Here is a 24,163-nt window from a genome sequence, read left to right on the forward strand (position 1 = left end):
ATCAGGAAGGCGCAAGCACAGCAACCGTGATCGGCTTGACGCGTACGCCCTCGACCCAGCGGCTAATCGGCTCGGGCAGGCCCAAGCGACGAGTGGCAAATATGCCCGGCAGGTTTACCCCGGTCGCGCGCGTGTAGCCGATGCCACCGGAATAGCGCGGGTTGATCTCCAGCAAGTGCGGCACACCTGCATTATCGTCGCGCGTTTGCACGTTGACCAAGCCGTCGCACTGAAAATGCGCCGCGGCCTTGAGCGCCAGCGCCACGGCGGCGGACTCGCGTTCGAAGGTCTGATGCACGCCCTGTTTTCGCCTGCCCACAAATGCGACCGGCTTGCCCGCCTCACACACCATGTCCACCGAACACTCGCTGCCGGCCAGGTACGGCATGACCAGCATGGGCACGCGCTCTGCCGCAGCCGCGTACAGGCTCAGGTAGGTTTGAAAGTCGACTTCGCGCGCGTCCGGGTTTTCCAGACAGCGGAACGGGTCGGCGGCCGATTTGAACCGCCAGAAACCCTGGCCATAAATGCCGACCACAGGCTTGATGCAGACCTCGCCCTGACTCGACAGCAGCGCATGGGCCGCCGCCAGTTCCTGGGCATTGGTCACGGTGATAGCCGGCGTGCAGGCCAGGCCAGCGCGTTCTGCTTCGGCCGTGAACAGGCTTTTATCGTCAACCTTGTTAAAGGTATCCATGCTCAGGCCGCCGGTTACCAGGCACACACCTGCGGCCTCGAATCGGCTGCGTGCGGCTTCGTATTGACTGCCGGTGCGCCCCGCGAGGACGACTTTAATACGCTGCTCTACGGCCGTTTCAAGCACCCAGTCGATACGCTCGTCGGGGTCCAGCGGTTCTTGAAAAGCGACGTCGGCTTGCCCGGTGATCTCGGGCCGATCCTGACGGTGAGACGCGAACACCTTCACACTCGCCGGTAACGCCTCGCGCGCGCCGATAATAATCTCGCGTTGGCTGGATTGACCTTCAAGAAACCAGATCACGTGGGTGCTCCTCAATGAACATCGGCGAAACCTGCGGCACCGTATGGGCAGCAGTTCTGAATGGCAGGTAATTTTTCCCACACCTTAACGGACATGATGCAAAAGGCTACTTAATTCCTGTTTCGCCGTGTCACCGAGTACCCAATGCCGCGAACGTGCAACGGGCACGCGGCGCAAGGCCTTTTTTCGCCAAACATTGATCCAGCGCAGCCCCCCGCTGCGCAAAATCACTTAAAAGATGGTTTTTACCAACTTGCACCATGCGCGCAAGTAACGACAACTTTCCCCGCTAAACACCGCCCTGCTGTTTAAAACCCACGCAAACAATATTCATTATCATTTAGAACATGAAAACTGCGCTGTCGAACAAACAAAAGTTAATTACTCAAAAACCCGCTAACGCCCGCCCCGCATGGGCCAAAGCCCCAAGAAGGTGCACTATGTGCTTATTCCATCGAATAATTTCGCTCTCGGAATTTTACTTGCCCGGTGTTTAGCCATAAAATCACCGCGATTGATTGCAGTGCGACATATCGTCACTGCCTCGTTACTTTTTCGAGCTCAGAGGCTTTTGCTCTCTGTTAAGGATTTCCAGCATGACCGAAGCGACAGGACTCATCGCCCACAACTGGGGCTTTGCCATTTTCCTCCTCGGTGTTGTAGGCCTTTGCGCCTTCATGCTCGGTGTCTCCAGCCTTCTTGGGTCAAAAGCCTGGGGCCGCAGCAAAAATGAACCGTTCGAGTCCGGCATGCTGCCCACAGGTGGCGCCCGCTTGCGGCTCTCAGCCAAATTCTATCTGGTCGCGATGCTCTTCGTGATCTTCGACATCGAAGCCCTTTTTCTCTTTGCCTGGTCTGTGTCTGTCCGCGAAAGCGGCTGGACCGGATTCGTCGAAGCCCTCGTTTTCATAGCAATTCTGTTGGCAGGCCTTGTCTACCTATTTCGAGTGGGCGCCCTTGATTGGGCTCCGGAAGCTCGTCGCAAGCGGCAAGCGAAGCTGAAACAATGAGGCTTTGGCGATGCAATACAATCTCACCAGGATCGACCCGGATGCTCCTAACGAGCAGTACCCCATCGGCGAACGGGAAACCGTTTCCGACCCGTTAGAAGACCAAGTCCACAAAAACATCTACATGGGCAAGCTCGAAGACGTGCTGAGTGGCGCGGTTAACTGGGGGCGTAAAAACTCCTTGTGGCCGTACAACTTTGGCCTGTCGTGCTGCTACGTGGAAATGACCACTGCCTTCACGGCGCCCCACGACATCGCGCGCTTTGGCGCCGAAGTTATCCGGGCATCACCGCGTCAGGCCGACTTCATGGTTATCGCCGGCACCTGCTTTATCAAGATGGCGCCGATCATTCAGCGCCTCTACGAGCAAATGCTTGAACCGAAGTGGGTTATCTCCATGGGTTCGTGCGCCAACTCCGGCGGCATGTATGACATCTACTCGGTGGTTCAGGGCGTGGACAAGTTCCTGCCCGTGGACGTCTACGTGCCTGGCTGCCCGCCCCGCCCTGAAGCATTTTTGCAAGGCTTGATGCTGTTGCAGGAATCGATTGGCAAGGAGCGTCGCCCGTTGTCCTGGGTTGTCGGCGATCAAGGCGTGTACCGCGCCGAGATGCCGTCGCAAAAGGAACAGCGCCGCGAACAGCGTATCGCAGTCACCAACCTGCGCAGCCCCGACGAAGTCTGATCCAGCACCGCTTCTTATATAGAACGAACACCTGGCTTCATTCTTTACGTTGACCCAAAGCGATAAAAAACCATGACTACAGGCAGTGCTCGACGCATCCCGCCTTATAAGGCAGACGACCAGGATGTGGTCGTCGAACTCAATCACCGTTTTGGCCCTGAGGCCTTCACCGCCCAGGCCACGCGCACCGGTATGCCGGTGCTGTGGGTGGCGCGCGCCAAGCTCGTCGAAGTACTGAGCTTCCTGCGCAACCTGCCCAAGCCGTACGTCATGCTCTATGACCTGCATGGCGTGGACGAGCGCTTGCGCACCAAGCGCCAAGGGCTGCCGAGCGGCGCCGATTTCACCGTGTTCTACCACCTGATGTCGCTGGAACGTAACAGCGACGTGATGATCAAGGTTGCGCTGAGCGAAAGCGACCTGAGCGTGCCGACCGTGACCGGCATCTGGCCCAACGCCAACTGGTACGAGCGCGAAGTCTGGGACATGTTCGGCATCGACTTCCCGGGCCACCCGCACCTGTCGCGCATCATGATGCCGCCGACTTGGGAAGGTCACCCGCTGCGCAAGGACTTCCCTGCCCGCGCGACTGAATTCGACCCGTTCAGCCTGACCCTGGCCAAACAGCAGTTGGAAGAGGAAGCCGCGCGCTTTCGCCCTGAAGACTGGGGCATGAAGCGTTCAGGGACCAACGAGGACTACATGTTCCTCAACCTTGGCCCGAACCACCCTTCGGCGCACGGTGCGTTCCGTATCATCCTGCAACTGGACGGCGAAGAAATCGTCGACTGCGTGCCGGACGTCGGTTACCACCACCGTGGTGCCGAAAAAATGGCTGAGCGTCAGTCCTGGCACAGTTTCATCCCGTACACCGACCGTATCGACTACCTCGGCGGCGTGATGAACAACCTGCCGTACGTGCTCTCGGTCGAGAAGCTGGCCGGTATCAAAGTGCCGGACCGCGTCGACACTATCCGCATTATGATGGCCGAGTTCTTCCGCATCACCAGCCACCTGCTGTTCCTGGGTACGTATATTCAGGACGTCGGCGCCATGACCCCGGTGTTCTTTACCTTCACCGACCGTCAGCGCGCCTACAAGGTCATCGAAGCGGTGACCGGTTTCCGCCTGCACCCTGCCTGGTATCGCATCGGCGGCGTGGCCCACGACCTGCCGAACGGTTGGGAGCGGCTGGTCAAGGAATTCATCGACTGGATGCCCAAGCGTCTGGACGAGTACCAGAAAGCCGCGTTGGACAACAGCATTCTCAAGGGGCGTACCATCGGCGTCGCGGCCTACAACACCAAAGAGGCCCTGGAATGGGGCGTCACCGGTGCTGGCTTGCGTTCCACCGGTTGCGATTTCGACCTGCGTAAAGCGCGCCCGTACTCCGGCTACGAAAACTTCGAATTCGAAGTACCGCTGGCGGCCAACGGCGATGCCTATGACCGTTGCATCGTGCGCGTTGAAGAAATGCGCCAGAGCCTGAAGATCATCGAGCAGTGCATGCGCAACATGCCGGCCGGCCCGTACAAGGCGGATCACCCGCTGACCACGCCGCCGCCGAAAGAGCGCACGCTGCAGCACATCGAAACCCTGATCACGCACTTCCTGCAAGTTTCGTGGGGCCCGGTAATGCCGGCCAACGAATCCTTCCAGATGATTGAAGCGACCAAGGGTATCAACAGTTATTACCTGACGAGCGATGGCGGCACCATGAGCTACCGCACCCGGATTCGTACCCCAAGCTTCCCGCACCTGCAGCAGATCCCTTCGGTGATCAAAGGTGAAATGGTCGCGGACTTGATTGCGTACCTGGGTAGTATCGATTTCGTTATGGCCGACGTGGACCGCTAAGCATGAATAGCACGCTTATCCAGACAGACCGTTTCACCTTGAGTGAAACCGAGCGCTCGGCCATCGAGCACGAGCTGCATCACTACGAAGACCCGCGCGCGGCGTCGATCGAAGCCTTGAAGATCGTCCAGAAGGAACGTGGCTGGGTGCCGGACGGCGCCCTCTACGCCATCGGCGATATGCTCGGCATTCCGGCCAGCGACGTGGAAGGCGTGGCGACGTTCTATAGCCAGATCTTCCGCCAGCCGGTGGGCCGCCACATTATTCGCGTATGCGACAGCATGGTTTGCTACATCGGTGGCCACGAGTCGGTGGTCAGCGAAATCCAGGCCAAACTGGGCATTGGCCTCGGCCAAACCACCGCCGACGGCCGCTTCACGCTGCTGCCGGTGTGCTGCCTGGGCAACTGCGACAAGGCGCCGGCGTTGATGATCGACGACGACACATTCGGTGACGTGCAGCCTGCTGGCGTGACCCAATTGCTCGAGGGCTACCCATGACCCTGACTTCCTTCGGCCCGGCCAACCTGATCAAGCGTTCGGCCGAGACCCACCCGCTGACCTGGCGCCTGCGTGACGACGGCGAGGCGGTATGGCTCGACGAATACCAGGCCAAGAACGGTTACGCGGCGGCGCGCAAAGCCTTCGCCGAGATGGCCCAGGACGACATCGTCCAGACCGTGAAAGACGCAGGCCTTAAAGGTCGCGGCGGTGCTGGCTTCCCCACCGGGGTGAAGTGGGGCCTGATGCCCAAAGACGAATCCATCAACATCCGCTACCTGCTGTGCAACGCGGATGAAATGGAGCCGAACACCTGGAAAGACCGCATGCTGATGGAGCAACTGCCCCATCTGCTGATCGAAGGCATGCTGATCAGCGCCCGTGCGTTGAAAACCTACCGTGGCTACATCTTCCTGCGCGGCGAATACACCACCGCCGCCAAGCACCTCAACCGTGCCGTGCAAGAAGCCAAAGCCGCTGGCCTGCTGGGCAAGAACATCCTCGGTTCGGGTTTTGACTTCGAACTGTTCGTGCACACCGGCGCCGGGCGTTACATCTGCGGTGAAGAAACCGCACTGATCAACTCCCTCGAAGGCCGCCGCGCCAACCCGCGTTCCAAGCCGCCCTTCCCTGCCGCCGTTGGCGTGTGGGGCAAGCCGACGTGCGTGAACAACGTTGAAACCCTGTGCAACGTGCCGGCGATCATCGGCGATGGCGTGGAGTGGTACAAATCGTTGGCCCGCGAAGGCAGTGAAGACATGGGCACCAAACTCATGGGCTTCTCCGGCAAGGTCAAGAACCCTGGCCTGTGGGAGCTGCCATTCGGCGTGACCGCGCGCGAGTTGTTCGAGGACTACGCCGGCGGCATGCGCGACGGCTACACCTTGAAAGCCTGGCAGCCAGGCGGCGCCGGCACCGGCTTCCTGCTGCCCGAGCACCTCGACGCACAAATGTATGCCGGCGGCATCGGCAAGGTTGGCACCCGGATGGGTACTGGCCTGGCGATGGCGGTGGACAACACCGTGAACATGGTGTCGTTGCTGCGCAACATGGAGCAGTTCTTCTCCCGCGAATCCTGCGGGTTCTGCACCCCATGCCGCGACGGTTTGCCATGGAGCGTGAAGCTGCTGATGGCCCTGGAAAACGGCGAAGGCCGCGAAGGTGACATCGAAACCTTGCTCGGTCTGGTCGGTTTTCTCGGCCCTGGCAAGACCTTCTGTGCTCACGCACCGGGCGCCGTGGAGCCATTGGGCAGCGCAATCAAATACTTCCGTTCGGAGTTCGAAGCCGGCATCGCGCCTACCAGCGCCGCCGTCCCGCCTCTGGCGAGGCCGATCGTAGTCGGCGCGTAACGCATAACCTGGCGTAGGGTCCGTGCCCTGCGCCTGCTCATGTGCTGACGCCGTAAAGGCTGTGTAGATGCACATGAATAACAAGATTCCATTAGCCACGCCCGCTGACAACGGGCCAACGAAGAACTTTGAACCATGGCCACTATCCACGTAGACGGCAAAGCGCTCGAAGTCGATGGGGCGGACAACCTGTTACAGGCATGTCTGTCACTAGGCCTCGACATCCCGTATTTCTGCTGGCACCCAGCGCTTGGTAGCGTCGGTGCCTGTCGCCAGTGTGCGGTCAAGCAATACACCGACGAGAACGACACCCGTGGTCGTATCGTCATGTCCTGCATGACGCCAGCCACCGACAACACCTGGATCTCCATCGAAGATGAAGAATCCAAGGCGTTCCGCGCCAGTGTGGTCGAATGGCTGATGACCAACCACCCTCACGACTGCCCGGTCTGTGAGGAAGGCGGTCACTGCCACCTGCAAGACATGACGGTGATGACCGGCCACAACGAGCGGCGTTATCGCTTCACCAAGCGTACTCACCAAAACCAGCAACTCGGCCCGTTCATTTCCCACGAAATGAACCGCTGCATCGCCTGTTACCGTTGCGTACGCTTCTATAAAGACTACGCCGGCGGCACCGACCTCGGCGTCTTCGGCGCCCACGACAACGTGTACTTCGGTCGTGTTGAAGACGGCGTGCTCGAAAGCGAGTTCTCCGGCAACCTCACCGAGGTCTGCCCGACCGGTGTGTTCACCGACAAAACCCACTCCGAGCGCTACAACCGCAAGTGGGACATGCAGTTCTCGCCGAGCATCTGCCATGGCTGCTCCAGCGGCTGCAACATCTCGCCGGGCGAACGTTACGGCGAACTGCGCCGCATCGAAAACCGCTTCAACGGTTCGGTCAACCAGTACTTCCTGTGCGACCGTGGCCGCTTCGGTTATGGCTACGTCAACCGCGAAGACCGCCCGCGCCAGCCGCTGCTGGCCGATGGCGCCAAGCTGAGCCTCGACGCTGCGCTGGATAAAGCCGCCGAGCTGCTGCGCGGTCGCAACATCGTCGGTATCGGTTCGCCGCGCGCCAGCCTCGAAAGCAACTACGCGTTGCGCGAGCTGGTCGGCGCCGAGCACTTCTACTCGGGTATCGAAGCCGGTGAACTGGAGCGCATCCGCCTGGTGCTGCAAGTGCTGAACGACAGCCCGCTGCCGGTGCCGAACATGCGCGACATCGAAGACCACGATGCGATTTTCGTGCTCGGTGAAGACCTCACACAAACCGCCGCGCGTATCGCCCTGTCGCTGCGCCAGTCGGTCAAAGGCAAGGCCGAAGACATGGCCGACGCCATGCGCGTACAGCCGTGGCTCGACGCCGCGGTTAAAAACATCGGCCAGCACGCGCTGAACCCGCTGTTTATCGCAAGCCTGGCGGAAACCAAGCTCGACGACATCGCCGAAGAATGCGTGCACGCAGCGCCGGACGACTTGGCCCGCATCGGTTTTGCCGTGGCCCACGCCCTCGACGCCAGCGCGCCGGCCGTTGAAGGCCTCGACACTGAAGCCGTGGAACTGGCCCAGCGCATCGCCGACGCCTTGCTCGCGGCCAAGCGCCCATTGATCATCGCCGGCACCTCGCTGGGTTCCAAGGCGCTGATCGAAGCGGCTGCCAACATCGCCAAAGCCTTGAAGCTGCGTGACAAGAACGGCTCGATCAGCCTGGTTGTGCCGGAAGCCAACAGCCTTGGCCTGGCCATGCTCGGTGGCGAGTCGCTGGACGCCGCCCTGCAAAGCGTGATCGACGGCACGGCCGACGCTATCGTGGTGCTGGAAAACGACCTGTACACCCGCACGGATTCGGCCAAGGTCGACGCCGCGCTGGATGCTGCCAAAGTACTGATCGTCGCCGACCACCAGAAGACCGCCACCAGCGAACGTGCCGACCTGGTGCTGCCAGCCGCCTCTTTCGCCGAAGGCGACGGTACGCTGGTCAGCCAGGAAGGCCGCGCCCAGCGCTTCTTCCAGGTGTTCGATCCGAAATACATGGACGCCAGCATTCTGGTTCACGAAGGCTGGCGCTGGCTGCATGCCCTGCGCGCGACCTTGCTGAACCAGCCGATTGACTGGACCCAGCTCGACCACGTCACCGCAGCCGTCGCCGCAAGCGCGCCGCAGCTTACGCGTATCGTCGACGCCGCACCGTCCGCCGCGTTCCGCATCAAGGGCCTGAAACTGGCGCGTGAACCGCTGCGTTACTCCGGCCGTACCGCGATGCGCGCCGACATCAGCGTGCACGAACCGCGTACGCCACAAGACAACGACACCGCGTTCGCCTTCTCCATGGAAGGCTATTCGGGTTCGGTCGAACCGCGTCAACAGGTGCCGTTTGCCTGGTCGCCAGGTTGGAACTCGCCGCAAGCCTGGAACAAGTTCCAGGACGAAGTCGGTGGTCACATCCGCGCGGGCGACCCAGGCACTCGCCTGATCGAAAGCACTGGCGACGCGCTGAACTGGTTTGCCGCTGTACCGCGCCCGTTCAACCCGGCGCAAGGCACGTGGCAGGTTGTGCCGTTCTTCCACTTGTTCGGCAGCGAAGAGACCTCTTCCAAAGCCGCGCCGGTGCAAGAGCGCATTCCAGAAGCGTACGTGTCGGTGGCCAAGTCCGAAGCTGATCGCCTGGGCGTCAACGACGGTGCCCTGCTCAGCCTGAGCGTGGCGGGCCAGACCCTGCGTCTGCCGCTGCGCATCAACGAGGAGTTGGGTGCTGGCCTGGTTGCATTGCCAAAAGGCCTGGCCGGTATTCCGTCGGCGATCTTTGGCAAAACCGTTGACGGTCTGCAGGAGGCAGCGCAATGACCTGGTTCACCCCTGAAGTGATCGACGCGATCATCTCGGTCGTCAAGGCCATCGTGATCCTGTTGGCCGTGGTGGTTGCGGGCGCTTTGCTCAGCTTCGTCGAACGACGCTTGCTGGGCTGGTGGCAGGACCGTTACGGCCCGAACCGCGTTGGCCCGTTTGGTATGTTCCAGATCGCCGCCGACATGCTCAAAATGTTCTTCAAGGAAGACTGGACGCCGCCGTTTGCCGACAAGGTGATCTTCACCCTGGCACCGGTGGTGGCCATGAGCGCCTTGCTGATTGCCTTCGCAGTCATCCCGATCACCCCGACCTGGGGCGTCGCGGACCTGAACATCGGCTTGCTGTTCTTCTTCGCCATGGCCGGTTTGTCGGTCTATGCGGTGCTGTTCGCCGGTTGGGCCAGTAACAACAAGTTCGCCCTGCTGGGCAGCTTGCGGGCGTCGGCGCAAACCGTGTCTTACGAAGTGTTCATGGGCCTGGCGCTGATGGGCATCGTGGTGCAGGTTGGCTCGTTCAACATGCGCGACATCGTTGAGTACCAGGCGCAGAACCTGTGGTTCATCATTCCGCAGTTCTTCGGCTTCTGTACCTTCTTCATCGCTGGCGTCGCGGTGACTCACCGTCACCCGTTCGACCAGCCGGAAGCGGAACAGGAACTGGCTGACGGTTACCACATTGAATACGCCGGCATGAAGTGGGGCATGTTCTTCGTTGGCGAATACATCGGCATCATTTTGATCTCGGCCCTGCTGGTCACGCTGTTCTTCGGCGGCTGGCACGGACCGTTTGGCATCCTGCCGCAACTGGCATTCCTGTGGTTCTTCTTGAAGACCGCGTTCTTCATCATGCTGTTCATCCTGCTGCGCGCCTCTATTCCGCGCCCGCGCTATGACCAGGTGATGGATTTCAGCTGGAGATTCTGCCTGCCGCTGACCCTGATCAATTTGCTGGTGACGGCTGCTGTGGTGTTGTTGAACACGCCAGCGGCTGCGGTTCAGTGAGGATTTGACCCATGTTCAAATATATTGGCGACATCGTTAAGGGTACTGGTACCCAATTGCGCAGCCTGGTGATGGTGTTCGGTCACGGCTTTCGCAAACGCGACACCCTGCAATACCCGGAAGAAGCGGTGTACCTGCCGCCGCGCTATCGCGGCCGCATCGTACTGACCCGCGACCCCGATGGCGAAGAGCGTTGCGTTGCCTGCAACCTGTGCGCCGTGGCGTGCCCGGTGGGTTGCATCTCCCTGCAGAAAGCTGAAACCGAAGACGGTCGCTGGTACCCGGACTTCTTCCGCATCAACTTCTCGCGCTGCATTTTCTGCGGCCTCTGCGAGGAAGCTTGCCCGACCACCGCGATCCAGCTGACACCGGATTTCGAGATGGCCGAGTTCAAACGTCAGGACCTGGTGTACGAGAAAGAAGATCTGCTGATCTCTGGTCCCGGTAAAAACCCTGATTACAACTTCTATCGTGTTGCAGGTATGGCCGTTGCCGGTAAGCCGAAAGGCGCCGCACAAAACGAAGCCGAGCCGATCAACGTGAAGAGCTTGCTGCCTTAAGGAAGAAAGATGGAATTCGCTTTCTATTTCGCATCGAGTATTGCAGTGGTGTCCACGCTTCGCGTGATCACCAACACTAACCCTGTGCACGCCCTGCTCTACCTGATCATTTCGCTGATCGCCGTGGCCATGACCTTCTTCAGCCTCGGCGCACCGTTCGCCGGTGTGCTGGAAGTGATCGCCTACGCCGGCGCCATCATGGTGCTGTTCGTGTTTGTGGTGATGATGCTTAACCTCGGCCCGGCGTCGGTCGCCCAGGAACGCGTCTGGCTCAAGCCCGGCATCTGGCTCGGCCCGGTAATCCTGGCAGCGCTGCTGCTGGCTGAACTGCTGTATGTGCTGTTCGCTCACCAGAGCGGCCAGGCCATCGGCCACACCACCGTGGACGCAAAAGCCGTGGGCATCAGCCTGTTCGGCCCGTACCTGCTGGTGGTCGAACTGGCTTCGATGCTGCTGCTGGCTGCAGTCATCACCGCCTTCCACTTGGGCCGCAACGAAGCCAAGGAGCAATGACGATGCCTGCTATCCCTTTGGAGCATGGTCTGGCGGTCGCCGGCATCCTGTTCTGCCTTGGCCTGGTCGGCCTGATGGTTCGCCGTAACATTCTGTTCGTGTTGATGAGCCTGGAAATCATGATGAACGCCGCCGCACTCGCGTTCATCGTAGCGGGCGCACGTTGGGGCCAGCCGGATGGGCAAGTCATGTTCATCCTGGTGATCAGCCTGGCAGCCGCCGAGGCCAGTATTGGTCTGGCGATCCTGCTGCAGCTGTATCGTCGCTTCCACACGCTTGATATCGACGCTGCCAGTGAGATGCGCGGATGAACATGATCTTTCTGACTTTCGTATTTCCCCTGATCGGTTTCCTGCTGCTGTCGTTCTCTCGCGGGCGCTGGTCGGAAAACCTGTCTGCCTTGATTGGCGTAGGCTCCATTGGCTTGTCGGCGATTGTTGCCGCCTATGTCATCTGGCAATTCAATGTAGCGCCGCCCGAAGGCGGTCACTACACCCTGGTGCTGTGGCAGTGGATGTCGGTTGAGGGCTTCAAGCCCAACTTCGCCCTCTACGTCGACGGCCTGTCGATCACCATGCTTGGCGTGGTCGTCGGTGTGGGCTTTTTGATCCACCTGTTCGCGTCCTGGTACATGCGCGGTGAAGCCGGTTACTCGCGCTTCTTCGCCTACACCAACCTGTTTATCGCGAGCATGCTGTTCCTGGTGCTCGGCGATAACCTGTTGTTCCTGTACTTCGGCTGGGAAGGCGTGGGCCTGTGCTCGTACCTGTTGATCGGTTTCTACTACAGCAACCGCAACAACGGTAACGCGGCGCTCAAGGCGTTTATCGTCACGCGCATCGGCGACGTGTTCATGGCCATCGGCCTGTTCATTCTGTTCCAACAAGTGGGCACGCTGAACATCCAGGAACTGCTGGTGCTGGCACCGCAGAAATTCCAGGTCGGTGACTTCTGGATCACCCTCGCCACCCTGATGCTGCTGGGCGGCGCCGTGGGTAAATCCGCGCAACTGCCGCTGCAAACCTGGCTGGCGGATGCGATGGCCGGCCCTACCCCGGTTTCTGCACTGATTCACGCGGCAACCATGGTAACGGCGGGTGTTTACCTGATCGCGCGTACTCATGGCCTGTTTACCCTGGCGCCGGACATCCTGCACCTTGTCGGCATTGTCGGCGGCGTGACGCTGGTACTGGCAGGTTTCGCCGCGCTGGTACAAACCGACATCAAGCGCATCCTCGCCTACTCGACCATGAGCCAGATCGGCTATATGTTCCTGGCCCTCGGCGTTGGCGCCTGGGACGCGGCGATTTTCCACCTGATGACGCACGCGTTCTTCAAGGCGCTGTTGTTCCTTGCATCGGGTGCGGTGATTGTTGCCTGCCACCACGAGCAGAACATCTTCAAGATGGGCGGCCTGTGGAAGAAACTGCCGCTGGCCTACGCCAGCTTCATCGTCGGTGGCGCCGCACTGGCTGCCCTGCCGTTGGTGACCGCAGGTTTCTACTCGAAAGATGAAATCCTCTGGGAAGCGTTTGCCAGCGGTAACCAGAACCTGCTGTACGCAGGCCTGGTGGGTGCATTCATGACCTCGCTGTACACCTTCCGCCTGATCTTCATCACCTTCCACGGTGAAGCCAAGACCGAAGCGCACGCAGGCCACGGCATCTCCCACTGGTTGCCATTGTCGGTGCTGATCGTTCTGTCGACGTTCATCGGCGCCCTGATCACCCCGCCACTCGCCGGTGTACTGCCGGAAAGCGCCGGGCACGCCGGTGGCGCTGCCAAGCACAGCCTGGAAATCGCCTCGGGCGCCATCGCCCTGGCCGGTATCCTGCTGGCGGCGCTGTTGTTCCTCGGCAAGCAGCGCTTCGTCACCGGCGTTGCCAACAGTGGCATCGGCCGCTTCCTGTCGGCCTGGTGGTTCGCTGCCTGGGGCTTCGATTGGCTCTACGACAAACTGTTCGTCAAGCCGTACCTTGCAATCAGCCATGTACTGCGCAAAGACCCGCTCGACCAGACCATTGGTTTGATCCCGCGCGCCGCCAAGGCCGGTCATACCGCCCTGAGCCGCAGCGAAACCGGCCAGTTGCGTTGGTATGCAGCGTCCATGGCGATCGGTGCCGTGCTGGTGATCGGCGCCATCGTAGTGGTAGCGGTCTGATATGAACCTTGCGAACTGTAAGAACCTGCGAAAGGAAACGAGCCCGTCATGATTCTGCCCTGGCTAATCCTGATCCCCTTTATCGGCGGCCTGCTCTGCTGGATGGGTGAACGCTTCGGCGCCACCCTGCCCCGCTGGATCGCGTTGCTGACCATGTCCCTGGAACTCGCGCTCGGCCTTTGGCTGTGGGCCCATGGCGACTATTCATTTGCTCCGGCACCGGGTGTCGATCCAACCTTCGCGCTTGAATTCAAGCACGTCTGGATCGAGCGCTTCGGCATCAACGTGCACTTGGCCCTCGACGGCCTGTCGCTGTTGATGATTTTGCTGACCGGCCTGCTGGGTATCCTCTCGGTACTTTGCTCCTGGAAAGAAATTCAGCGCCACGTGGGCTTCTTCCACCTGAACCTGATGTGGATTCTGGGCGGTGTTGTCGGCGTGTTCCTCGCGCTGGACCTGTTCATGTTCTTCTTCTTCTGGGAAATGATGCTGGTGCCGATGTACTTCCTCATCGCGCTCTGGGGTCACAGTTCTTCGGACGGCAAGAAAACCCGGATTTACGCGGCGACCAAGTTCTTCATCTTCACTCAGGCTTCCGGCCTGATCATGTTGGTGGCGATCCTCGGTCTGGTACTGGTCAACTTCAACAGCACGGGCGTGATTACGTTTAACTACGCCGACCTGTTGAAAACCAAGATGTCGCTGACCACCGAGTACATCCTCATGCTGGGCTTCTTCATCGCCTTTGCGGTGAAGCTGCCGGTGGTGCCGTTCCACTCCTGGCTGCCGGACGCGCACGCGCAGGCACCGACTGCCGGTTCGGTCGATCTGGCCGGTATCCTGTTGAAGACTGCGGCGTATGGCCTGCTGCGTTTCGCCTTGCCGCTGTTCCCGAATGCGTCGGCCGAGTTCGCGCCGATCGCCATGACCCTGGGCCTGATCGGGATCTTCTACGGTGCGTTCCTCGCCTTCGCCCAAACCGACATCAAGCGTCTGATCGCCTTCTCGTCCGTGTCCCACATGGGCTTCGTACTGATCGGCATCTACTCCGGCAGCCAATTGGCGTTGCAAGGCGCCGTAATCCAGATGTTGGCGCACGGTGTGTCGGCCGCCGCGTTGTTTATCCTCAGCGGCCAGTTGTACGAGCGCCTGCACACGCGTGACATGCGTGAAATGGGTGGCGTGTGGTCGCGCATCGCGTACCTGCCAGCCATCAGTCTGTTCTTTGCCGCCGCGTCACTCGGCTTGCCGGGCACCGGTAACTTTATCGGCGAGTTCCTGATCCTGATGGGTGCCTTTGTGCAAACGCCGTGGATCAGCGCGATCGCCACGTCCGGCCTGGTGTTTGGTTCGGTTTACTCGCTGATCATGATCCACCGCGCCTACTTCGGCCCGGCCAAGTCCGACACCGTCCTTAAGGGGATGGACGCTCGCGAACTGATCATGGTGCTCGGCCTTGCGGTGCTGCTGATCTACATCGGCGTGTACCCGCAACCGTTCCTGGACACTTCTGCCGCGACGATGCATGGCGTGCAGCAGTGGTTCGGCACCGCCTTCTCTCAACTCGCTTCGGCCCGGTAAGAGCGCTATGGAATTCACGATCCAACACTTTATCGCGCTTGCGCCGCTGCTGATTACCAGCCTCACCGTTGTGGTGGTGATGCTGGCAATCGCCTGGCGCCGCAATCATTCACAAACATTCCTGCTGTCCTGTGCCGGTTTGAACCTGGCCTTGCTGTCGATTATCCCGGCACTCAAGGTCGCGCCACTGGCGGTCACGCCGTTGATGATGGTCGATGACTTCGCGCTGCTGTACATCGCGTTGATCCTCGTGGCCACCCTGGCCTGCGTGACGCTCGCCCACGCCTACCTCGGCGAAGGCGGCAGCGGTTATCCGGGCAACAAAGAAGAGCTGTACTTGCTGATTCTGCTGGCTGCGGCCGGTGGCATCGTGTTGGTCAGCGCGCAACACCTGGCCGGTTTGTTCATCGGCCTGGAACTGCTGTCGATTCCGACCTACGGCCTGGTGGCGTATGCCTTCTTCAACAAGCGTTCGCTGGAAGCCGGTATCAAGTACATGGTGCTGTCGGCCGCCGGTTCCGCGTTCCTGTTGTTCGGTATGGCCTTGCTTTACGCCGAAGCCGGCAGCCTGAGCTTCACCGGCATCGGTCACGCCCTGGCCGCGACCAGCATGCCTGCGCCGCTTGCCCAACTGGGCCTGGCGATGATGCTGATCGGCCTGGCGTTCAAGCTCTCCCTGGTGCCGTTCCATTTGTGGACCCCGGACGTGTACGAAGGCGCCCCGGCGCCGGTGGCTGCGTTCCTGGCTACTGCGTCGAAAGTTGCGGTGTTTGCGGTGATGGTGCGTCTGTTCCAGATCTCGCCTGCGGCCAACACCGGCGTGCTGAGCGACGTGCTGACAGTGATCGCGATTGCCTCGATTCTGTTCGGCAACCTGCTGGCACTGACCCAGAACAACCTCAAGCGCCTGCTCGGTTACTCCTCCATCGCGCACTTCGGCTACCTGCTGATCGCTTTGGTGGCGAGCAAAGGCCTGGCGGTGGAAGCGATTGGCGTGTACCTGGTCACTTACGTGGTCACCAGCCTCGGCGCGTTCGGCGTGATCACGCTGATGTCGTCGCCGTTCAAAGGCCGTGACGCCGACGCCCTGTACGAGTATCGCGGCCTGTTCTGGCGCCGTCCGTACCTGACCGCCGTACTCACCGTGATGATGTTGTCGCTGGCGGGTATCCCGCTGACGGCGGGCTTTATCGGCAAGTTCTACATCGTCGCTACCGGTGTTCAAGCCCACGAATGGTGGCTGGTCGCGTCCCTGGTGCTGGGCAGCGCCATCGGCGTGTTCTACTACCTGCGCGTGATGGTCACCTTGTACCTGATCGAGCCAAACCTGCGCCGTGTGGACGCCGAACTGCACTGGGAACAGAAAGCCGGCGGCGTGATGCTGCTGGCCATCGCCCTGCTCGCGTTCTTCCTGGGTGTGTACCCACAACCGTTGCTCACCCTGGTGCAGCACGCGGTACTCGGCGTTTGATCGCTTAGCGGCAACTCAGTCAACAGAACGGCGCCTTTAGGCGCCGTTTTGCGTTTAGGCGGCGGGGTGCTTTTACCCTCGCATACTTACGGAAATTTCCTCACCCGGCTGACGCCTCGTCTGGCATCTATCAACTGAATGCGGCCTTATGTTGATTGCGTTTTAGGAAAGTTCCCACAGCCAGGTCACTTGACCCTCGGCGAGTGGGCCACCAAACTATACGCAGGCTACGTACAGAACATGGACGCTCTATTTATCGAACTGCCGGCCTTCGAGCGGCACCGCCAAGACTATCTAAGTGACGAGCTGTTCCACGGCTTTCAACAGGAACTGATGAAGAACCCGCAAGCGGGAGAAGTGATCGAGGGCACAGGCGGGCTGCGCAAAGTGCGCTTTGTGGATGAACGACGCAACAAAGGCAAACGCGGTGGCCTGCGGGTCATTTACTACTGGTGGTCGGGCGGCACGCAATTCTGGTTATTCACCCTGTACGGCAAACACGAACAGGACGACCTGACTCCCCACCACAAGAAAGCCCTGAAACACATGCTGGACAGGGAAATCAAAGCGAGAACACATGATGAAACGTGAAATTTTTTCCGAATTGGTCGAAGGCTTTGACGCACTGGCGGGCGAGCGCGAAGGCAAAGTCACCCTGCGCACCCACAAGGTTCACCTCAACAACCTGGCGCCGTTGACCGCCGAAGAGGTGGTTGCGGTGCGCCAGCAACTCAACCTCTCGCGCTCGGTGTTCGCCATGTACCTGCGCACTAACGTGCGCACCCTGGAGAACTGGGAGCAAGGCCGGGCGAAACCAAACGCTCAGGCAACCACCTTGATTCGCCTGGTGGCGCGGTTTCCAGAAACCGTGGCGCAGTTGGCCGCACTCGGTTGAAAAGCAGGCAAACTCGCTCGCCACCGGTGCGACTTGTCATTTTGAGTGAACCTTTTTGAACGCTCGCCTATCCATCTATAACAAGACAGGGAGGCAACATGAGTACCGCAAAAATCTACACTATTAACTACCAGCTGCACGGTCAACCCAAGTCCTTTGTGGTGCGTGCCGAAGTGATGAACAACGCCGAGGCCTGGCACTGGGCGGCGGTCGATGCCGACATCGCCCACGTCAGCCGTATTGGGCGCGTAGGTCACGAACAGGTGAAAAAAACCACCCGGCCCTGGGCGGAGAAGTTCGGTATTACCGACGTCGCCTGGGTAGCCCCCAAATAAGCACAAGCCCCGCTTATAGCGGGGCTTGCTTTACTTCTTCAAACCGCCCAACGGATCGTAGGGCGGTTTTTTTTCGGTGGTATCTTTCTTTTCTTTGTCCAGGGGCGCAATGGCCGGGCCGATGGGGTCGACTTGCGGGTCGGCGACATCCGGCGAATCCGGGTCGAAACCCAGTTCGTCCTTGCCGCTGGCATGCTCGCTTGAACGCGGGCCTTTTGGGGGATTAGTCACAGTGATCTCCTTGCTTATGCTTAAAGCGGGCGCGCTTTGTCATGCAGGTTTTCGAGGTCTTCCTCGACCTGCTCTACGTCGTCGTCCTGGCGATCCGCCGGGTCATTGGGGCGCAACGCATCGTTGTCACGCTCCTCTTCGCCAGGCATGCGGTCAGGGTTTGGCGTACCCGGTGGTGGCTGCTTGTATTCAGGCATGGTGGTTCACCTCATGGGAGTTGGTGGCCTACACAAATTTAGAGAAAGCTGCCTGACGCATCGTTCAACTTGATTGCTCAAGCGTGAGAAGATGCAGCCCCGCCCCCTCTGAGACCTGACCCGGATGTTTGAGCTCAAACCCTGCGACGCTGTCACCTATCGCCAACACACACGCCGTAGCACTTTGATCATCGCCGGGCTGTTCGTGGCCTTGGCGATGCTGCTGTCGAGCCTGGCGGTGAGGCTGTTCGGCGAACCCGGTGAAGACAACCTGCGCTTCAATGTCGGCGGCGTGTTTGCCGGCGTGCTGGTCACGCTCGCGCTGGTGCGCGGGCCTTTTTGGCGTCAACCCTGGCTTGCGCCTGCGGCGTATGGCTGGCAGCTCAAGCGCAGCCTGATGAGCGTGACCAACGTGATGCACAAGGTTACCGAGCGGGTACAGGGCAACGACCCGACGGCGCTCAAAGTGCTGCGGTTCTATCACCTTGGGCTGATGCAGATGCATGAACTGGATGCCAATTCGAGTGCACATGCGCAATTACAGGCCGAGGTGCAAGCGCACGCGGCGAAGATGCAGGCGCTGGGAATCGACACCGGGCAAACGCGCCTGGACCCCGCTTGGCTGGAAGGCCTTAAAACCCCTTAAACACTCTGACGTGACGGCAACAGCCGCAGGCCACTGGCGACGCTGCCCACCAACGCAAACGCACACCCCAGCCACAGCGCGTAGTGCGCGCCGCTGCCCAGCGATAAGTGAAAACAAAAAGCCACCAACGACGCGCCGAGCGTTTGCCCCAGCAAGCGTGAAATCGCCACGATGCCACTCGCCCCGCCACTGCGCGCGAGCGGTGCACTGGTCATCAACGCCTTGAGGTTGGGCGACTGGAAGAAGCCGAAACCGGCGCCGCACAATGCCATGCGCCAGCCAATATCCAGCGCTGACGCGTCATTGCCCAAGGTCGCCAGTGCGGCCATGCCCACGCTGAGCATCAGCAAACCGATGCCGCACAACAGGCCCAGCGACACGCGGTCCGCCAGGCGCCCCGCGACCAAGGCCATCACCGCCACCACAGCTGGCCACGGCGTCATCAGAAAGCCGGTTTCCACTTGGCTATGGCCAAGCGCGGCCTGCAACAGGAACGGCAACGACACAAAGGCCAGGCCCTGCGCGCTGAAGGCACAGATCGCAGTCAGCGAAGACAACGCAAACACTGGGCGCTTGAACAGGTCCAGCGCCAGCATCGGCGCCGGGTGACCGGCCTGACGCCGCAACAGCAGTGCGCCGCACACCAGCGCCAACCCGATCAACCCCAGCGTCACGCCACTTTGGGCGCCGTGTACCGCCGTGCCCAGGCCCAGCACCAGCAAGGCAAATAACCCCGCACACAGCAGCGCTGCGAGGCGATCAAAGGCGTGCCCGGTGATCGGCATCCTCGGCAATGAACGCAGGCCCAAGGCCAGTGCCAGCACGCCCAGCGGCACATTGATCAGGTACAGCCAGTGCCAGCTTGCCACCGACAGAATCGCCGACGCAGCGGTCGGCCCGAGGGTAAACGCCAGCCCCACCACCAGCGAGTTATAGCCCAAGCCGCGGCCAAGCATTTTTGACGGGTAGATATGCCGCAGCAACGCGGTGTTAACACTCATCACAGCCGCCGCGCCGAGCCCCTGCATCACCCGCGCCGCCGTGAGGGCCACCAGCGACCCGGCCAGCCCGCAGAACAGCGACGACACAATAAACACCAGCAACCCGCCGAGGTAGACCCGGCGGTGGCCGAGCACATCACTCAATGACGCAAACGGCAGCACCGTGGCGATAATCGCCAACTGGTAAGCGTTGACCACCCAAATGACCGAGGCAGCATCGGTGCCGATGCCTTGGGCCAGGGTCGGCAAGGCGGTGTTGACGATCGCCGTGTCGAGGGTTGCCATGCCGATTCCCAAAGAGAGGGCGATGACCGCCGGCAGGCGTTTATTGAGGGGCAATCCATCGGCAACAGAGGGCATGAACAATCCGTACAAGTGGGCAGGCCCACTAGATTAAGGCCAGCAATGATTTTTTTCAGTGAGTGGTTGCGTAGCTGTCGCAATATTCATGTAGCGCGCAGGCAGCGCTGCGAACAACAAAACGCGTAAGCCTTGCCATTGGACTGCGTGTTGGGCGACTCTCTCGTCATGTTTTGCAACTATTACAGGGGTAGCGACATGACCACCAATAACCTGCTCGCCCAGCTGTTTCCCGCCCACGCAGCGGATATTCCCGAGCAATTTCGCCTCGCGGCCCCGATTGAACAGCGTGATTACCTGGTCGACGGCCAGTTACACGTATGGAACGGCGCGCTGGCTCAGGTGCTCAGCCCGGTGCAATTGGGTGATGAGCGTGTGCACATCGGCAGTACGCCGCTGCTCGACGCCGACACCGCCCTGACTGCCCTCGACGCCGCGGTGCGCGCTTACGATCGAGGCCAGGGTGAATGGCCGACGATGCGTGTGGTAGACCGCATCCAGCATGTGGAAGCGTTTTTGCGACGCATGCGTGAACAGCGCGATGCGGTGGTCAAGCTGTTGATGTGGGAAATTGGCAAGAACCTCAAAGACTCGCAAAAGGAATTCGACCGCACCTGCGACTACATCACCGACACCATCAATGCGCTCAAGGAACTCGACCGCCGCAGCAGCCGTTTTGAGCTGGAACAGGACACGCTCGGCCAAATCCGCCGCGTGCCGTTGGGCGTGGCGCTGTGCATGGGCCCCTACAATTACCCACTCAACGAGACGTTCACCACGCTGATTCCGGCGCTGATCATGGGCAACACCGTGGTGTTCAAACCGGCCAAGCTCGGCGTGTTGCTGATTCGCCCGTTGCTGGAGGCGTTTCGCGACAGCTTCCCGGCCGGGGTGATCAACGTGATCTACGGCAGTGGCCGCGAAACCGTCAGCGCGCTGATGGCCAGCGGCAAAATCGACATCTTCGCGTTTATCGGCACCAACAAGGCCGCCAGCGACCTGAAGAAGCTGCACCCCAAACCGCACCGCTTGCGTGCGGCATTGGGCCTGGATGCGAAAAACCCCGGCATCGTGCTGCCCGAGGTCGACCTGGACAACGCGGTCAGCGAAGCGCTGACCGGTTCGTTGTCATTCAATGGCCAGCGCTGCACCGCGTTGAAAATCCTGTTTGTGCACGAAGACGTCGTCGACCGTTTTATCGAGAAGTTCAACTCCAAACTCGCCACCCTCAAACCCGGCATGCCGTGGGAAGACGGCGTCTCGCTGACACCGTTGCCCGAGGCCGGCAAGGTCGACTACCTCAATGGCCTGGTGGCAGACGCGGCGCAGCACGGCGCCAAGGTGGTCAATGAGAATGGCGGCAGCAGCAACGGCGCGTTCTTCTACCCGGCGGTGCTGTACCCGGTGAACCCGCAAATGCGCGTGTACCACGAAGAACAGTTCGGCCCTGTGGTGCCCATCGTGCCTTACCGTGACCTGGAGACGGTGATCGATTACGTGCTGGAATCGGACTTCGGCCAGCAACTGAGCCTCTTTGGCACCAACCCGGTGGAGATCGGGCGCCTGGTCGACACATTCGCCAACCAGGTCGGCCGTATCAATATCAACGCCCAGTGCCAGCGCGGGCCGGACACCTTTCCTTTCAACGGGCGCAAGAACTCGGCCGAGGGCACGCTGTCGGTACATGACGCGTTACGCGTGTTCTCGATCCGCACCCTGGTGGCGACCAAGTTCCAGGAGAGCAACAAAGCGCTGGTCAGCGACATTTTGCGCAACCGTGACTCGAGCTTCCTGACCACCGACTACATCTTCTGAAGACACTGCAGATCAACAATGTGCGAGCGGGCTTGCCCGCTCGCACATTTAGAACCCGTTCAACCTGTGTACCGAGGCCACTTTACTAGCGATGAACCTGCCCTTTTTTGCCCGACGCCTGTTGCGCCCTTTGCTCGACCCCTACCGCCGTTATCGCAATGCCAAGCTGATCCACGCCGTGCGCGTGTCCATCGGCTTGCTGGCGACGATCCTGCTCACCACCGGCATCAACCTGCCCCACGGCGAGTGGGCCTCGGTGACCATGCTGATCGTGATCGGCGGCTTGCAGCACCACGGCAACATCGGCAAAAAAGCCGTAGAGCGCGCGTACGGCACCTTGATCGGTGCCAGCGTCGGTTTACTGCTGGTGGTGCAACAGGCGTATTTCGGCCAAACGTTTTTGACCTATTTGCTGATGTCGGTGGTGTGCGGGTTCTTTTCCTATCACGCCATCGGCAAGGGCGGTTATATCGCGCTGCTGTCGGCGATCACCGTGTTCATCGTCGCCGGCCACGGTGACAACCCGATCTCGGATGGCTTGTGGCGCACAGTCGATATTCTGATCGGCATTGTGCTGGCGCTGGCGTTTTCTTTCGCCCTGCCGCTGTATGCGGTGTATTCGTGGCGCTACAACCTGGCCAGTGCGTTGCGCGATTGTGCCGAGATTTACAGCCGAATCATCACTGGCCAGTCGGTCACCGACGATGAGCACCTGAAATTGCTCAACCGTTTGAATGCGGCAATGGTGCAATTGCGCTCCTTGATGCCGTCGGTGTCCAAGGAAGTGCGCATTTCCATGACCGAACTGGACGCGGTACAGCGCCATTTGCGCCTGTGCATCAGCACCCTGGAGATTCTCGGCAATACCCGGCCCGACCCACGCGATACGCAGGCAATGGCGCGCATGCAGGTGATGCTCAAAGCCGAGCATCGGCAAATTCGGGTGCAGTTAGTCGGTATGGCGCGGGCCTTGAAGTCAGGCTTTACCGATCGGCTGGAACGGCCTGCCGCGCAAGTACCGGAAGACGGAGCGCTGGAAGCGCCGCTGCAAAATGCGTTGGACGGGTATCGGTTGTTGACGTTGCAACTGGCCGGGAATGTGGATGCGATGCGTCAGCGCTTGGCGAAAACGTCGAGCCATTGGAAGATTTGACTGGCCGATAAAAGTCCACAGAAGAGGCTCCACTCATCGCCTCAATTTTTCTCACATATTTTTCACGATTTATTCACATGCAGAGACGTAGGGTGAAGCCTCATCCGTTACAAACGTTGCATATCAAGCCCGCCGCCCCAGCGGGCTTTTTTTTGCCCATGATTTACAGGCTAGCGTGCGGCCTTGGTGGCAGGCGCTGCCGCTTGCTCACGAATCGCGCGCTGGGTGTCCAATACCCTGGCTAACGCCGTTTCAGCTTCGGGACTTTGTTGCGGCACGCGAATCGCTGCCGAAACCAAAGTGATCAATTTGGCCATCACTTCGGCATCAGTGGCTGGGCGGCCCAGGCTCATGGAGTTCATCAGCAGGCGCAGTTCGGTCCCCGCCATCACCCCGGAAATCGCCTTGAGCGCAAATTGCAGGCGTACGCCCAGTTCATTGCGTGGCAGCTCCGGCAAGGCCAGGGCGAAGGCTTCAAAGAAGCGCTGGAATACCGGCTGATAATGCACTTTGAGGTATTCCTGGATAAACGGCGACGTATCGCTGTAGACCCGGCCCAGAAAGCGAATAAACGAGCGCCCTTCGCCGCTGGCCGGGTCGCTGCGTTCCAGGCCCATGGCCGGCGCGAACAGCACGCCGAGCAAGGTATCGCAATCGAGCGGGCCGTCGGATTGCGCTTCGCAGCGCGCGAGCAGTTCCAGGCGCTGCTCGTTGAGCGGCTCCAGGCGCTGCATCAGCAGGGTTTTCATCAGGGAGTCCTTGTCCCCGAAGTGGTAGTTGACGGCGGCCAGGTTGACTTGCGCGCGCTCGGTAATCTGCCGCAGCAGCACGGCGTCATAGCCGTATTTGATGAAGAGAGCCTCTGTCGCATCCAGCAGTCGAGTCTTGGTAACGTTTGGAGCGCTGAGTTTCTTCGCGACCATAGGTGATGAGTTCCACGCGGGAAATATTGTTTTAAAAAATAATTTGATTTTTTATACCGGTGC

Annotated in this window: 24 protein-coding genes; 19 read left to right on the top strand and 5 right to left on the bottom strand. The window is 60.3% G+C overall.

Annotated features, from left to right (window positions below):
- Position 1 precedes the first annotated feature (1 nt).
- A complete protein-coding gene (locus ACOZK9_RS02140; protein WP_172979585.1) occupies positions 2–1,000 on the bottom strand; it encodes an ATP-grasp domain-containing protein in 999 nt (332 codons plus the stop codon).
- A gap of 596 nt (positions 1,001–1,596) precedes the next feature.
- Here ACOZK9_RS02140 and ACOZK9_RS02145 point away from each other — a divergent pair.
- From ACOZK9_RS02145 to ACOZK9_RS02220, 16 genes are all read left to right on the top strand, one after another.
- Positions 1,597–2,010, top strand: a complete 414-nt coding sequence (locus ACOZK9_RS02145) for an NADH-quinone oxidoreductase subunit A (RefSeq protein ID WP_015372409.1) — start codon at positions 1,597–1,599, stop codon at positions 2,008–2,010.
- 10 nt (positions 2,011–2,020) lie between these two features.
- Positions 2,021–2,695 carry a NuoB/complex I 20 kDa subunit family protein gene (locus ACOZK9_RS02150; RefSeq protein WP_003174719.1) on the top strand — a complete coding sequence of 225 codons (675 nt, stop codon included), beginning with the start codon at positions 2,021–2,023 and terminating at the stop codon, positions 2,693–2,695.
- 72 nt (positions 2,696–2,767) lie between these two features.
- Positions 2,768–4,552: an NADH-quinone oxidoreductase subunit C/D gene (gene nuoC / locus ACOZK9_RS02155; RefSeq protein WP_099239578.1), complete on the top strand. Its 1,785-nt coding sequence runs from the start codon at positions 2,768–2,770 to the stop codon at positions 4,550–4,552.
- 2 nt (positions 4,553–4,554) lie between these two features.
- Positions 4,555–5,052, top strand: a complete 498-nt coding sequence (gene nuoE, locus ACOZK9_RS02160) for an NADH-quinone oxidoreductase subunit NuoE (protein WP_058415518.1) — start codon at positions 4,555–4,557, stop codon at positions 5,050–5,052.
- On the top strand, positions 5,049–6,404 hold the full coding sequence (gene nuoF / locus ACOZK9_RS02165) for an NADH-quinone oxidoreductase subunit NuoF (RefSeq protein WP_058415519.1): 1,356 nt from the start codon (positions 5,049–5,051) through the stop codon (positions 6,402–6,404). The genes nuoE and nuoF overlap by 4 nt, the downstream gene beginning before the upstream one ends.
- 135 nt (positions 6,405–6,539) lie before the next feature.
- On the top strand, positions 6,540–9,254 hold the full coding sequence (gene nuoG / locus ACOZK9_RS02170; protein ID WP_421555181.1) for an NADH-quinone oxidoreductase subunit NuoG: 2,715 nt from the start codon (positions 6,540–6,542) through the stop codon (positions 9,252–9,254).
- On the top strand, positions 9,251–10,258 hold the full coding sequence (nuoH, locus tag ACOZK9_RS02175; protein WP_058415521.1) for an NADH-quinone oxidoreductase subunit NuoH: 1,008 nt from the start codon (positions 9,251–9,253) through the stop codon (positions 10,256–10,258). Before nuoG ends, nuoH begins: the two co-directional genes overlap by 4 nt.
- Positions 10,259–10,269: 11 nt before the next feature.
- On the top strand, positions 10,270–10,818 hold the full coding sequence (gene nuoI / locus ACOZK9_RS02180; protein WP_003174725.1) for an NADH-quinone oxidoreductase subunit NuoI: 549 nt from the start codon (positions 10,270–10,272) through the stop codon (positions 10,816–10,818).
- 9 nt (positions 10,819–10,827) lie between these two features.
- The gene (nuoJ, locus tag ACOZK9_RS02185) at positions 10,828–11,331 is read left to right on the top strand and encodes an NADH-quinone oxidoreductase subunit J (protein ID WP_421555182.1); all 504 of its coding nucleotides are present in this window, start codon (positions 10,828–10,830) and stop codon (positions 11,329–11,331) included.
- Positions 11,332–11,333: 2 nt separating this feature from the next.
- On the top strand, positions 11,334–11,642 hold the full coding sequence (gene nuoK / locus ACOZK9_RS02190) for an NADH-quinone oxidoreductase subunit NuoK (RefSeq protein WP_003174727.1): 309 nt from the start codon (positions 11,334–11,336) through the stop codon (positions 11,640–11,642).
- Positions 11,639–13,492 (top strand): NADH-quinone oxidoreductase subunit L, encoded by a 1,854-nt coding sequence (gene nuoL / locus ACOZK9_RS02195; protein WP_421555183.1) that lies wholly within the window; start codon positions 11,639–11,641, stop codon positions 13,490–13,492. Before nuoK ends, nuoL begins: the two co-directional genes overlap by 4 nt.
- Positions 13,493–13,540: 48 nt before the next feature.
- Entirely contained in the window at positions 13,541–15,073 is a 1,533-nt protein-coding gene (gene nuoM, locus ACOZK9_RS02200) for an NADH-quinone oxidoreductase subunit M (protein ID WP_058415524.1), read from the top strand.
- A 7-nt stretch (positions 15,074–15,080) separates the two neighbouring features.
- Complete coding sequence (nuoN, locus tag ACOZK9_RS02205; protein WP_058415525.1) at positions 15,081–16,544, top strand: NADH-quinone oxidoreductase subunit NuoN; 1,464 nt, start codon at positions 15,081–15,083, stop codon at positions 16,542–16,544.
- A 240-nt stretch (positions 16,545–16,784) separates the two neighbouring features.
- The gene (locus tag ACOZK9_RS02210; RefSeq protein ID WP_058415594.1) at positions 16,785–17,135 is read left to right on the top strand and encodes a type II toxin-antitoxin system RelE/ParE family toxin; all 351 of its coding nucleotides are present in this window, start codon (positions 16,785–16,787) and stop codon (positions 17,133–17,135) included.
- Positions 17,125–17,439 carry a helix-turn-helix domain-containing protein gene (locus ACOZK9_RS02215; protein ID WP_058415595.1) on the top strand — a complete coding sequence of 105 codons (315 nt, stop codon included), beginning with the start codon at positions 17,125–17,127 and terminating at the stop codon, positions 17,437–17,439. Before ACOZK9_RS02210 ends, ACOZK9_RS02215 begins: the two co-directional genes overlap by 11 nt.
- Before the next feature lie 98 nt (positions 17,440–17,537).
- Positions 17,538–17,774, top strand: coding sequence for a DUF6555 family protein (locus tag ACOZK9_RS02220; RefSeq protein WP_058415526.1), 237 nt, complete (start codon positions 17,538–17,540; stop codon positions 17,772–17,774).
- Between the two features lie 30 nt (positions 17,775–17,804).
- On the opposite strand, the gene ACOZK9_RS02225 is transcribed toward ACOZK9_RS02220, so the two are convergent.
- The gene (locus tag ACOZK9_RS02225) at positions 17,805–18,005 is read right to left on the bottom strand and encodes a DUF6021 family protein (RefSeq protein WP_152748540.1); all 201 of its coding nucleotides are present in this window, start codon (positions 18,003–18,005) and stop codon (positions 17,805–17,807) included.
- Positions 18,006–18,025: 20 nt separating this feature from the next.
- Positions 18,026–18,202 (bottom strand): hypothetical protein, encoded by a 177-nt coding sequence (locus ACOZK9_RS02230; RefSeq protein WP_162839885.1) that lies wholly within the window; start codon positions 18,200–18,202, stop codon positions 18,026–18,028.
- Positions 18,203–18,326: 124 nt separating this feature from the next.
- On the opposite strand from ACOZK9_RS02230, the gene ACOZK9_RS02235 reads away from it, so the two are divergent.
- The gene (locus ACOZK9_RS02235; RefSeq protein ID WP_421555184.1) at positions 18,327–18,848 is read left to right on the top strand and encodes a DUF3087 family protein; all 522 of its coding nucleotides are present in this window, start codon (positions 18,327–18,329) and stop codon (positions 18,846–18,848) included.
- On the opposite strand, the gene ACOZK9_RS02240 is transcribed toward ACOZK9_RS02235, so the two are convergent.
- Complete coding sequence (locus ACOZK9_RS02240) at positions 18,845–20,209, bottom strand: MFS transporter (RefSeq protein WP_421555185.1); 1,365 nt, start codon at positions 20,207–20,209, stop codon at positions 18,845–18,847. The genes ACOZK9_RS02235 and ACOZK9_RS02240 overlap by 4 nt on opposite strands.
- A gap of 198 nt (positions 20,210–20,407) precedes the next feature.
- Between ACOZK9_RS02240 and ACOZK9_RS02245 the strand changes: the two genes are divergently transcribed.
- Positions 20,408–22,024 carry an NADP-dependent glyceraldehyde-3-phosphate dehydrogenase gene (locus tag ACOZK9_RS02245; RefSeq protein WP_421555186.1) on the top strand — a complete coding sequence of 539 codons (1,617 nt, stop codon included), beginning with the start codon at positions 20,408–20,410 and terminating at the stop codon, positions 22,022–22,024.
- A gap of 91 nt (positions 22,025–22,115) precedes the next feature.
- The gene (locus ACOZK9_RS02250; protein WP_058415531.1) at positions 22,116–23,177 is read left to right on the top strand and encodes an FUSC family protein; all 1,062 of its coding nucleotides are present in this window, start codon (positions 22,116–22,118) and stop codon (positions 23,175–23,177) included.
- Positions 23,178–23,347: 170 nt separating this feature from the next.
- On the opposite strand, the gene ACOZK9_RS02255 is transcribed toward ACOZK9_RS02250, so the two are convergent.
- Entirely contained in the window at positions 23,348–24,100 is a 753-nt protein-coding gene (locus ACOZK9_RS02255) for a TetR/AcrR family transcriptional regulator (RefSeq protein ID WP_058415532.1), read from the bottom strand.
- Positions 24,101–24,163: the final 63 nt, after the last annotated feature.

The sequence above is a fragment of the Pseudomonas kitaguniensis genome, from assembly GCF_049199985.1.
GTDB classification, from domain to species: domain Bacteria; phylum Pseudomonadota; class Gammaproteobacteria; order Pseudomonadales; family Pseudomonadaceae; genus Aquipseudomonas; species Aquipseudomonas kitaguniensis.